The organism is Shewanella sp. c952, assembly GCF_019654975.1.
In the GTDB taxonomy this organism is placed as follows: domain Bacteria; phylum Pseudomonadota; class Gammaproteobacteria; order Enterobacterales; family Shewanellaceae; genus Shewanella.
In genome coordinates this window covers 56,629-69,030 of record NZ_BPEW01000013.1, presented here as the reverse complement: position 1 = coordinate 69,030, position 12,402 = coordinate 56,629, and the positions used below count along the sequence as shown (strand labels likewise).

Below are 12,402 nucleotides of genomic sequence, written 5' to 3'. Positions count from 1 at the left end.
TTTTATAACTTGAGCTAAATTGTACATTTTTATGCTGCAATTTAGGTGAGGTTTTTACGCTATGTCTCAATTTAGGCACTATTTTTGTGTTCTTTATGGAAAGCTGACCACTTAAATGGATTAAAAGCGATACCATTAGCGCAGCAAAATGGGTACTACCTGTATAGAATGGATAGTTAATAATGAAAAGAGTCGTGATCACCGGTTTGGGCGTTGTCTCAAGTATCGGTAACAACAAGCAAGAAGTCACTGAATCATTGAGAGCGGGTCGTAGTGGTATTACCCACTCTGATCAGTTTGAAGAAATGAAGCTGCGCAGCCATGTTTGGGGCGATATCAAGTTAGATCCTAAAGAGCACATTGATCGTAAAGCATTACGCTTTATGGGTAATGCTGCAGCATACGCTTACATAGCAATGGCTGAAGCGATTGAAGATGCAGGACTAACCGAAGAACAATATTCAGATCCACGGGTCGGTATTATTGCGGGTACCGGTGGAGCATCTTCTGCTAACCAAGTACAAGCTGCTGATACGTTGCGAGAAAAAGGTGTGAAGCGCGTTGGGCCATATATTGTGCCACGTATCATGTCGAGCACAGCCAGTGCTTGTCTAGCCACACCATTTAAAATTAAAGGCATGAACTACTCAATCAGTTCAGCTTGTGCAACAAGTGCACACTGTATCGGCCATGCGGCTGAACTTATCCAAATGGGTAAGCAAGACATGGTGTTTGCGGGTGGCTCTGAAGAGGTCGATTGGACCCTAACTATGGGCTTCGATGCCATGGGCGCATTGTCTACCAAGTACAATGACACACCAGAAAAAGCATCACGTACTTATGATGCTGACCGTGATGGTTTTGTAATCTCAGGCGGTGGCGGAATCGTTGTGGTTGAAGAGCTCGAGCATGCATTGGCTCGTGGCGCTAAAATTTACGCGGAAGTGATTGGTTACGGCGCATCATCTGATGGCTACGACATGGTTGCTCCATCAGGAGAAGGCGCTGTACGTTGTATGCAGATGGCTTTGGCAGATGTTGATACTCCAATTGATTATATCAACACCCATGGTACTTCAACGCCTGTTGGTGATATGCGTGAGCTAGAAGCTTTACGTGAAACCTTCGGTGATGACCTACCAGCAATCGCATCAACTAAATCGCTAACTGGTCATGCATTAGGTGCTGCAGGTGCTCATGAAGCCATCTATAGTTTGATTATGATGGAAAACAGCTTTATTGCGCCAAGCATCAATATCGATACCGTAGATGAAAAAGCGGCAGGCATGCCGATTGTGACCGAAATGAAAGAGCAAGAGCTTACGACTGTAATGAGCAACAGCTTTGGTTTCGGTGGTACAAACGCAACTTTGGTGATGCGCAAGTACAAGTAAATTAAAGTTTGTTATCTAAAAAGGAAGCCTTGGCTTCCTTTTTTGTGGCTGAATTTTAAGATCTGCTCTGCAGGTGTTTGCCTTCATTTAATCCGTTTATACTGATCGACGGTTCAAAAGCTGTGCTGTCTTGGTCGCCAACACAATGCCTAGCGTATCCGCCAATAGATCGCCGAGATCAAAAGTTCGCGCAGGGATAAAGGCTTGGCTTAACTCTTCTATAATCACAAATAGCGTGACCGCCAGTGCGCCATAGTAGCAATTAAAGCGGCCAAGCGAGAAAGACCTAAATTGACTCGCAACCACCACTATAAATGTCAGCGCACCAAACAGCACTAAATGACCCAACTTGTCACCAAATGGAATGTTACCAACCATCTCAAAAAGTAGGTTTTGGTTTCCGCTGCTCGCTTGATAGATGATCCATAGAATGAACGAGAAAAAGGCGGCGGCTATCGCTGAAATGAGTCTGTTCATTATTTGGCCAGTTTGCTGCTAGTTAGCATTAGCGCTCCGTTGTTCGTCATATTGCCTGCTAAAAGCAAAATAGCACTGTTAACTCATTGTTGTTAGTTAACAATTGTTAACTGCTTCGAGTTTAGGTTTATATGCTCTGCTATTTTAAGGCTCAAGATTGAAAATTACTGCAGCTTGATTCTCAAGCCATCACCATCTTGCTAGAATGCCTGTTATATGCCTTCAGCTCACTTTTTTGGAAACCAAAATGAAAATCCTAGCCGATGAGAACATGCCCTACGTGCAACAGTTATTTGGTGATTTAGGCACAATAGAAACGGTAAATGGCAGAGAGTTAACCGCAGAGCAAGTTAAAGACGCTGATGTGCTGTTAGTGCGCTCCGTGACGAAGGTGAACCAAGCATTACTAGCAAGCAATGACAAACTTAAGTTTGTCGGCAGTGCAACTATAGGTACCGACCATATTGATTTAGACTACCTTGCCAGTCGCAATATTCCTTTTTCTAATGCGCCAGGTTGCAATGCCACAGCTGTTGGTGAGTTTGCTTTTATCGCCATGCTTGAGCTTGCGCAGCGTTTTAAAAGCCCTTTAAAAGGCAAAGTCGTAGGAATTGTTGGTGCTGGCAATACAGGTACCGCAGTTGCAAAGTGTTTAAAGGCTTATGGCATTGAAGTGCTACTTTGCGACCCAGTGCTAGCGGAAAAGGGTGACCCAAGAAGCTTTGTTTCCTTAAGTACCCTTATTGAAAAATGCGATGTGGTTAGTTTACATGTGCCCATTACAAAAGCAGGCGAGCATAAAACCTGGTATCTATTCGATGAAGCACGCTTAAACAGCTTACGTAAAAACACTTGGCTACTGAATTGTTGTCGTGGTGAAGTCATTGATAACCGTGCTTTGATTACGTTTAAGCAGCAACGTGATGACGTCAAGGTGGTACTTGATGTATGGGAAGGTGAACCCAACCCTATGCCTGAACTGGTACCATATATTGAATTTTGTACGCCGCATATTGCTGGGTATTCGTTAGAAGGTAAGGCACGTGGCACTTTTATGCTGTATCAGCAACTGGCTAAAGTACTAGCAATAAAAGGCGATAAGCAGATGGAATCGCTATTGCCGCCGCTATGGAGTGAACAAGTTTCTGTTAGCGAAATAGCAGATGAAAGAGCATTATTACAGCTGGCTCGATTTGTTTATGATCTGCGCGATGATGACGAGTTATTCAGAAATAACTTTCTTAATAACCATGGGTTTGATCATATGAGAAAAAATCACAAGCATAGGCGTGAATTTAGTGCATTAAAGGTAGGCAATATAGGCCAAACTAATGTAAATTGGTTATCCAATTTAGGGTTTTCAGGAGTCGAGCTGTAATTATGTCGCAGGAATATAATGTTGTCGTATTAGGTGCATCGGGCGCAGTGGGTCAAACAATGATTGAGATCCTCGAAGAGCGTAATTTTCCGATTGCAAATTTGTATCCTTTAGCCAGCAGTCGTAGCGCCGGTAATACGGTAAGCTTCCATGGTAAACAGGTCGAGATTTTAGACGTAGATACCTTTGACTGGTCACAAGCTCAAATTGGTTTCTTTTCTGCAGGTGGGGATGTTTCTGAGAAGTGGGCTCCGATTGCCGCTGAGCAAGGTTGTGTTGTTATTGATAACACCTCGCATTTCAGATATGACATTGACGTACCTTTAGTGGTGCCAGAAGTGAACCCAGAAGCAATTGCTGATTTTAGAAATCGTAATATTATTGCTAATCCTAACTGCTCAACAATCCAAATGTTGGTGGCGTTGAAGCCTATCCATGATGCTTACGGGATTTCGCGAATTAATGTTGCGACATACCAGTCTGTGTCTGGTTCTGGTAAAAAGTCAGTTGAAGAGTTAGCCACACAGTGCTCTAAGTTGCTTCAAGGTCTACCCGTTGAACCAAAAACTTACTCAAAGCAAATTGCGTTTAACGTGTTACCGCAAATTGATAAGTTTATGGACAATGGTTACACCAAAGAAGAGATGAAGATGGTGTGGGAAACACAGAAAATCTTCGGTGATGAAAATATCGTTGTGAATCCTACCGCAGTACGTGTACCTGTGTTCTACGGCCATTCAGAAGCGATTCATCTTGAAACTCTGCAACCTGTCGACGCTGAAGATGTTAAAGCTGTGTTGCGCGGTGCGCCAGGCGTTGAACTGTTTGAGTCTGATGAAGAGTACCCTACCGCAGTTGATGATGGTGCCGGAACTGATCCTGTATACGTGGGGCGTGTTCGTAAAGATATCTCCCATGACAACGGTATAAACCTTTGGGTCGTTTCAGATAATATCCGCAAAGGCGCTGCATTAAATAGCGTACAGATAGCTGAAGTGTTAATCCGAGATTATTACTAAACTGATTTAGTACTCGATTAATTGCTTAAAAAGCCCGCACAATGCGGGCTTTTTATGTTTTAGAGTTGTGAACAGTAGCAGGGCAACTTAATCTAGTTTATAGTAATCTCAATAAATACAATTGCCTAAAGCTGGTCGCTAAAGAGTGACTTCTACGCTTCAAAGGGAAGGATTGATGAACTTTCGCACTTCGCATTTTGCTGGCATCTTTGCCGCTGCTTTAACTGTTTTTGCTGTTGCTCCTTCGATTAACCTTGCGACTGCAGAACCATTAAAAATTACTGGTCCTGAAGGTCAAACTAAAACAGTTAAGCGACAATATGGCCCAACAACATCATCCGATACCTTCTGGAGTATCGCCCAAGCGGTTAAACCTGATAATAGTGTTACCGTTTATCAAGTGATGTCAGCCTTGTATGATGCTAACCCTCATGCCTTCAGCGGCAAGAATTATAATAGCTTAGAGCGAGGAATGATCTTGTTAGTGCCGTCAAAAGACGTCATGCAACAAGTTTCCAAAAGCAATGCTAAAAAACGTGCTGAAAATAACGATCGCGGCTGGACTAATTCAGCGCAAACAGTCGCGCCGATTCAAACAACCCAGCAAATAGTCAAGCCCAAAGCTAAATTAGCAGCTAAACCAACAGTACAGCCTGAGGTGGTTTCCAAAGCGTCATCTGCTGAAATCGAATCTCTTACCGAAAAGCTTGAACAAGCAGAAGCGTTAAATCTGTCACTAACAGATGAGTTAGCGCGTGCGAGTGATGAAATCACCATAGGTTCAACTGATACTGAATCTTTTCAAGAAGAAATTGCAGAACTAAAAGCAGAAAATGCGCTGTTAAAACAAGCGCTGCAAGATCGTGCTGTAGAAAATGAAGCACTTAAAAGTGATGTTGCAGCCAAACAGAAAGTGATAGACCAATTAAACCAACCAAAAGAGGAGCCGACTTCGACAATCTGGCGCTCCTTAATGGACAATCCATTATTACTTGTTCTTGGTGCAGTCGTTCCTGCATTACTGGCTCTTGTTTTATTCTGGCTGTTTATCCGACGTCGCAACGAAAGTGAAGCGTCAGCTGAATCCATTGATGACAAACAAGCAAACGACTCACCGGTCGCTACCGTTGATGATGAAAAAGCGACCGCTGCTGAAAATAGAGATGAAGAGGATCTTAGCCTTGCAGTGCATTTAGATACTGATCAAGCTGATGACGCTGGTAGCATTAATGTTATTAACGCTCAAGAGTCGGAAGATGTTGACCTTGTGGTTGAAGAAGCCGCAGATGAGGGACAATCTTTAGATGATTTGTGGGCTGAAGCGATGGGCGAGCAAGATGGTGAAATAGAGGCGACCGATGATTTAACATCATTTGCAGCTGAAGATGATGATCTTGACGCGTTATTAACCGGATTCGATGAAGAACCTGAAACCAATAAAGCTACAGCAGATGATGACTTAGATGCACTGTTGTCAGGTTTTGATGAAGAACCTGAAACCAATAAAGCTACAGCAGATGATGACTTAGATGCACTGTTGTCAGGTTTTGATGAAGCACCTGAAACCAATAAAGCTACAGCAGGTGATGACTTAGATGCACTGTTGTCAGGTTTTGATGAAGCACCTGAAACCAATAAAGCTACTGCAGATGATGATTTAGATGCACTGTTATCAGGTTTTGATGAAGCACCAGAAGCTGAAAAAGCATCTGAGGAAGACGACTTAGATGCTCTACTATCAGGTTTTGATGAAACAAATGAAACAGCTGTAACTGATAGCACGTTAGCGGAAGATGATTTAGATGCACTTTTAGATGCAAATGCTTCAGTCTCCGAAGACGTTGTTGCTGATAGTGATGAACTTGACTCACTACTCGCTGAGTTTGATATTCAGGCTGATGAAACGGAATTACAAGCAGATGATAGTGATATTGATGCGCTCTCAGATGAGGTCGCTGCAGAGTTAGAGTTGCCGCTAGAAATTGCAGCAGAGTTAGATCTTAACGTTGAAGATGTAAGTACCGATGAGGCTGAACTCGATCATGAGTTAGACACTTTGCTAGCCGATCTTGAAGCCCCCGTCGATGAAAATGCTACAAAATTCCCCCAAGAGTCAATTGCACTCATTGATGATATTGCAGCAGAGCTAGAAACTGAACTACCAAAAGAAGTGGTAGAAGAGGGTGAATTAGATAGTTTATTAGCTGAATTCAATTTGTCAGATACCCCCGCAGACGAAGTGCTGAGTGAGCTCAACGTTAGCGAAGAGCTTAACGCTGAAACAGCGGAAGCTACTGATAGTGACTTTAGCTTAGATTTCGATCTCAGCGACACTGAAATTGCGTCAGATGAAATGAGTGAAGATGTCAGTATTGAGTTAGATCCAGTCGCAGAAAGTGTCGACGTTGAAACTAAACGTGCTGATGAAAATATGCTTGAGTTTAGCTCCGAGCCAATCGAGGCAAGTGCTAAAGCTGACAAAGACAGCGGATTCTTTGATGATTTAAAAGGGGCAAAAAAACCTGAACCCACAGCGCTAGATTGGGATGCAGTTGCCACTGACATGAACACGGCAACCCTTTCTGATGATGAACTGCTTAGCGAGCTAGCAGCTAGCGGCGGTTCGAGTGTCGCTGCGGACGAGGATCTCGACGCATTTATTATCGAGGACGATAGTAAGTTGACGGTTGATCAAGCATTAGCAGCACTCGACGCTAAGCAAGGTGATGAGCAGGCAAGCGCTATTCCGGAGCACGATTTAACCACTTTCCAAAAAGATAATGGTTTTATCGATATAGATCGACTATTGAATGAAGCCGATGAAGAGACCGTAGAGACTGATCTTTATCAAGAGCTAGATGTTGATATGGGTGAGCTCGATTCTTTAATGGGCAATACATCGATGGTCGATGTTGATGATGCTGAAAATTCAATCAATGCCAAACTTGATTTAGCGCGTGCGTATATTGAAATTGATGACAATGACAGCGCTCGAGCCTTACTCAAAGAGGTGGAACTTGACGGCAATGAGCGACAGCAAGAAGAAGCGTCAGGTTTGATAAAAGAGTTAGTGTAAAATATTCAGTTAAAAACGGCGCCCAAGGCGCCTTTTTTATGCGTATCGTTCGGTATGAATATGCTAGAATCGCCGGCTATTAAATATTATTGATTGTCGATAGCGGCGTTTTAACCATACGCCGCGGTGACAAACATGTTTGTACAGAGTTAAGAGGTGTGTGATGCGGGTTGCGTTAGGTATAGAGTACGATGGAAGTCGCTATTATGGTTGGCAGCGCCAGCTCGATGTCGACTCTGTGCAAGGGCAGTTAGAAAAAGCCCTCTCTAAAGTTGCTAATGAGCCGATCACTGTGCAATGTGCTGGCAGAACCGATACTGGAGTGCATGGCACTGGACAGGTGGTTCACTTCGATACGAATGCGATTCGTAAGGACACCGCTTGGACACTTGGCGTCAATGTCAATTTGCCCGATGATATTGCCGTACGTTGGGTGAAAGTGGTCGATGATGAGTTTCATGCTCGTTTTTCAGCGACCGCGAGACGTTACCGCTATATGATCTATAACCATCAATTACGCCCGGGTATTTTGCGCAGTGGTGTGAGCCATTATCGCGGTGATATTGATGAAAATAAAATGCACCAAGCTGCACAACTATTTGTCGGAGAGCACGACTTTACCAGCTTCAGAGCATTGCAATGCCAGTCTAAAACCCCTTTTCGTGAAATACATGAAGTCAATGTCACGCGCCAGGGTATGTATATCTGCGTTGATATAAAAGCCAATGCTTTTCTACATCATATGGTGCGCAACATCGTTGGTACCTTACTTGAAATCGGCAAGGGCAATCAGCCAAAGGAATGGGTTAATACATTATTAGCGCTTAAAGACAGATCAAAAGCAGCCGCTACGGCACAGCCAAATGGTTTGTACTTGGTTGATGTTACTTACCCTGAGCATTTTCAGTTGCCTAAGCTCGCTTTAGGCCCACTGTTTATGTTGGATTAATCCAGTGATGGAATCGATGAAGCATATTGCGCCTGCAACGAACTCTCCTTTGAGCATTTGGCTCGACTATTTGTTGGCTATTCACCCAACAGAAATCGATATGGGGCTAACGCGAGTCTCTGAGGTCGCCAAACGCTTATCGCTAACCGCACTGGGCGAGACCAAAGTGGTTACTGTTGCTGGCACTAATGGCAAAGGGACCACCTGCGCCATGATAGAAGCAGCGCTCAAACTTACAGGTAAATCGGTTGGCGTTTATAGTTCTCCTCATCTGCTTAACTATAATGAACGGGTACGGATTAACGGTGTTGATGCTACTGATGTAGCGTTAGTTAGCGCATTTGAAACCATAGAAGCTGCTAGAGCAGAGATATCGTTAAGTTTTTTTGAGTATGCGACATTGGCAGGCTTAGTGCTATTTAAGCGTGAGCAACTCGATGTTATCTTACTCGAAGTGGGTCTCGGTGGTCGTCTTGATGCTACCAATATTATTGACGCCGATATCAGTGTTGTCACCTCAATCGATCTGGATCATCAAGAGTATTTAGGTGATACCCGCGAGTTAGTGGCAGCTGAAAAAGCGGGCATTTTCAGAGCGGGACGCCCAGCGATTGTTGGCGAACCTGACTGCCCACAACCACTTATTGATTACGCGCACAGTATTGGCGCCAACTTATATCGAGTAGGGCAAGAGTTTAACTATACCTGCGGCGATACAAGCTGGAATTATAGCGGGCAATATTTTGATTTAGACGCATTGCCTCTACCTAAATTACCCCAGCCCAACGCAGCAACGGCTATCGCGGTATTAGAGCACTTATGTCCCGACATCGATAAGAGTTTGTTTATTAATGTAGTCGGTGAAACCCAACTTGCAGGGCGTTTAGAACAATTGGCAGCTGAACCTTGTGTCATGGTCGATGTTGCTCACAATCCTCACGCTGCTCGTTATTTTAAATCTCGCTTAAGTAAGCTTAACAAAGCACGCCTATTTGCGATTTGTGGCATGTTAAAAGATAAAGATGCTGCTGCAGTGCTAGCAGAGCTGTCAATCGACGTAACACATTGGTATCTTACTGATTTAGATGTACCAAGGGGAGCGAGTGCGGCCTCGTTAAAGGCGTTATTGCCGTCACAGAGCATTGCGAGTTGTTTCGACAACATTGGATCTGCTTGGAACGCTGTACAACAGCAAGCAAATGCCGACGATGTGATCATCGTTTTTGGCTCATTTTATACCGTCGCAGGATTTAAAGCGTTGCTTAAGGGAGAAAGTTTTGTCTAGTCATTTTCAAAATCGTCTAGTCGGTGTGATTGTTATTGTCGCACTAGGAGTGATTTTTTTGCCCGATATTCTTGATGGTAAAAAGCAGCGTCAAGAGGAGCAGTTTGCCGAGATCCCGCTGAGACCGGAAGTAGAGCAAGCACAATTACCGCAGCAAGCGATTGAAACGCTAGAGCTAGACACTGAAGCGTCAACCACCACTGTCGGTGATGATAGCTGGGAAATAGAGCCTGCCAGCGAACAAGGCAAAACCGCAGCAGTGGTTAACACTGAGCCTAAGGTGAAAGATGTTGCCGTAAAAACGCAAAGTAGCGTGGTTGCCGCTAACAAAAAGCCGGCCGTAGCCAACTCAAAAGCATGGACTATTCAGCTTGGTAGCTTTAAAAATGCTGCAAATGTACAAGCGTTAGTGAAACGGTTAAGAGCTAAAGGCTTTAGCGCTTACACGTTACCAACACGGCCTGTTGATGGTCAGCTGACGAAAGTGTTTGTCGGGCCAAACATCTCCAAAGATAAATTGACCGCTATGCAGTCAGATATTGAAAAGTTGGAGAAGTTGAAAGGCCGCATTGTGGCATACAACCCCGTCGAAAAATAACAAGGTGTGATTGTCCTATTCTGAGAAATCGTTATTTCGTCTACAAAGCGTGTGAAATAACCCTGTCTCTGATAGAATCGCGCCGTCTTAAACCCTATGCCGGATATACTCTTCAATGGTTTGGATTGATTACGCCATCATCATCGTTATTGGACTATCGACACTGATAAGTTTGGTACGAGGCTTTGTTAAAGAAGCGATGTCACTTGTCGTGTGGTTCGCCGCATTTTTCATCGCCAGTCAGTTTTACCTCAAACTCGCCACTCATCTTACCCAGATGCAAGATGAAATGGTTCGTAACGGCGTAGCCGTCGCTATTCTCTTTATCTCTACGCTTATTTTAGGCGCGTTGGTTAACTATATAATTGGCCAACTGGTTTCTAAAACCGGATTGTCTGGCACCGACAGAGTGCTCGGCTTATGTTTCGGTGCGCTAAGAGGCGCACTAATCGTAAGCGCAATACTATTTTTCTTGGACGCTTTTACTGGAGCGCCCAATACAGATTGGTGGCAGAGTTCAACACTCGTGCCCGAATTTGGAGTTGTTATTCAGTGGTTCTTTGACTACTTGGAAAACACCTCAAGCTTTGTACCCAAAATATAAAATGCACTAAAGCATTATTTGGACTTCGGCCAAGAATTAACTTGGCTGAAGCAAAAATATTTAAACAATAGAACATCTTACAATGAGGAAGCTTACCCATGTGTGGTATTGTCGGAATAGTTGGTCAGTCATCGGTTAATCAAACCATTTATGATGCATTGACTGTGCTTCAGCATCGTGGACAGGATGCTGCTGGCATTGTGACCGTAGACGGATATGCGTTTAGATTACGTAAAGCCAATGGCTTAGTAAAAGACGTTTTTGAACCAAAGCATATGCAACGCCTGCAAGGTAATTCAGGTATTGGTCACGTGCGTTACCCAACGGCCGGAAGTTCAAGTGCTTCTGAAGCTCAGCCGTTTTATGTTAACTCACCTTTTGGGATCTCATTAGCGCATAACGGCAACCTAACCAACACGGTTGATTTGCATGAGCGCTTGCACAAGCAGCGTCGTCACGTTAGCACGACCTCTGACTCTGAAGTATTGTTAAACTTACTGGCTGATGAGCTGCAACATACTACCACTCAACACCTATCTTCTGATGATGTGTTCAAAGCTATCAGCAAAGTACATGAGATCGCTCGCGGTGCTTATGCGGTTGCGGCGATGGTCATCGGCCATGGCTTAATGGCATTTAGAGATCCATTTGGTATTCGTCCGTTAGTTATCGGTAAGCACGAAACTGAAACCGGTACAGAGTACATGGTAGCCTCAGAAAGTGTTGCACTTGATGCTGTTGGTTTTGAGTTTATGCGCGATGTCGCGCCGGGTGAAGCCGTTTATATCACCTTAGAAGGTGAGCTATTCACTCGCCAATGTGCTCATACTCCAAGCTACGCGCCATGTATCTTCGAATTCGTTTATTTTGCTCGCCCAGACTCGACTATCGACAATGTCTCTGTTTATAGCAGCCGCGTAAACATGGGGACGATGTTAGGTGAGAAGATTAAGAAAGAATGGGAAGATCACGATATCGATGTGGTTATTCCTATTCCTGAAACTTCGTGTGATATCGCCCTTGAAATTGCTCGTCATATGGACTTGCCATACCGTCAAGGTTTCGTGAAAAACCGTTATATTGGTCGTACCTTTATTATGCCTGGTCAACAAGAGCGTAAGAAATCAGTACGTCGTAAGCTCAATGCGATTGGTGCTGAGTTTAAAGGTAAGAATGTCTTGTTGGTTGATGACTCGATTGTTCGTGGTACAACTTCAGAACAGATCATCGAAATGGCACGTGATGCTGGCGCTAAGAAAGTGTACTTTGCTTCAGCGGCTCCGGAAATTCGTTTCCCGAATGTTTACGGTATCGATATGCCGACGACAAACGAGCTTATTGCTCATGGTCGTGACGTTGAAGAGATCACTAAGCTTATTGGTGCCGATGGGATGATTTTCCAATCACTGCCAGATCTTATTGAAGCCGTACGTAAAGAAAATCCATCGATTAAGCGTTTTGAAACATCAGTATTTGACGGCAAGTACGTGACTAATGATGTTGATCAAGCGTATTTAGACCACATTACCCAACTGCGTAATGATGATGCTAAAGCTAATCGCAGCAAAGATATTGGTACTAATCTAGAGATGCATAACGTTTGTCATCCGTAGATTTAGTAT

Annotated in this window: 10 protein-coding genes; 9 read left to right on the top strand and 1 reads right to left on the bottom strand. The window is 43.9% G+C overall.

Going from position 1 to position 12,402, the window contains the following annotated elements:
* Positions 1-182: 182 nt before the first annotated feature.
* Complete coding sequence (fabB, locus tag K5R16_RS10915; protein WP_220737592.1) at positions 183-1,394, top strand: beta-ketoacyl-ACP synthase I; 1,212 nt, start codon at positions 183-185, stop codon at positions 1,392-1,394.
* A 96-nt stretch (positions 1,395-1,490) separates the two neighbouring features.
* Here fabB and K5R16_RS10910 read toward each other — a convergent pair whose 3' ends face one another.
* A complete protein-coding gene (locus tag K5R16_RS10910) occupies positions 1,491-1,871 on the bottom strand; it encodes a VanZ family protein (protein ID WP_220737591.1) in 381 nt (126 codons plus the stop codon).
* Between the two features lie 247 nt (positions 1,872-2,118).
* On the opposite strand from K5R16_RS10910, the gene K5R16_RS10905 reads away from it, so the two are divergent.
* The 8 genes from K5R16_RS10905 (at position 2,119) to purF (ending at position 12,393) form a co-directional block, all read left to right on the top strand.
* On the top strand, positions 2,119-3,249 hold the full coding sequence (locus K5R16_RS10905) for a 4-phosphoerythronate dehydrogenase (protein ID WP_220737590.1): 1,131 nt from the start codon (positions 2,119-2,121) through the stop codon (positions 3,247-3,249).
* Between the two features lie 2 nt (positions 3,250-3,251).
* Entirely contained in the window at positions 3,252-4,268 is a 1,017-nt protein-coding gene (locus K5R16_RS10900) for an aspartate-semialdehyde dehydrogenase (RefSeq protein ID WP_220737589.1), read from the top strand.
* A gap of 175 nt (positions 4,269-4,443) precedes the next feature.
* Entirely contained in the window at positions 4,444-7,344 is a 2,901-nt protein-coding gene (locus K5R16_RS10895) for a FimV/HubP family polar landmark protein (RefSeq protein WP_220737588.1), read from the top strand.
* 163 nt (positions 7,345-7,507) lie between these two features.
* Positions 7,508-8,293, top strand: coding sequence for a tRNA pseudouridine(38-40) synthase TruA (truA, locus tag K5R16_RS10890; RefSeq protein ID WP_220737587.1), 786 nt, complete (start codon positions 7,508-7,510; stop codon positions 8,291-8,293).
* 7 nt (positions 8,294-8,300) lie between these two features.
* The gene (folC, locus tag K5R16_RS10885; protein ID WP_259649842.1) at positions 8,301-9,578 is read left to right on the top strand and encodes a bifunctional tetrahydrofolate synthase/dihydrofolate synthase; all 1,278 of its coding nucleotides are present in this window, start codon (positions 8,301-8,303) and stop codon (positions 9,576-9,578) included.
* On the top strand, positions 9,571-10,176 hold the full coding sequence (locus K5R16_RS10880; RefSeq protein ID WP_220737586.1) for an SPOR domain-containing protein: 606 nt from the start codon (positions 9,571-9,573) through the stop codon (positions 10,174-10,176). Before folC ends, K5R16_RS10880 begins: the two co-directional genes overlap by 8 nt.
* Before the next feature lie 115 nt (positions 10,177-10,291).
* Positions 10,292-10,780, top strand: a complete 489-nt coding sequence (locus K5R16_RS10875) for a CvpA family protein (RefSeq protein WP_020913176.1) — start codon at positions 10,292-10,294, stop codon at positions 10,778-10,780.
* Between the two features lie 98 nt (positions 10,781-10,878).
* The gene (purF, locus tag K5R16_RS10870; RefSeq protein ID WP_220737585.1) at positions 10,879-12,393 is read left to right on the top strand and encodes an amidophosphoribosyltransferase; all 1,515 of its coding nucleotides are present in this window, start codon (positions 10,879-10,881) and stop codon (positions 12,391-12,393) included.
* The last annotated feature ends 9 nt before the right edge of the window (positions 12,394-12,402 follow it).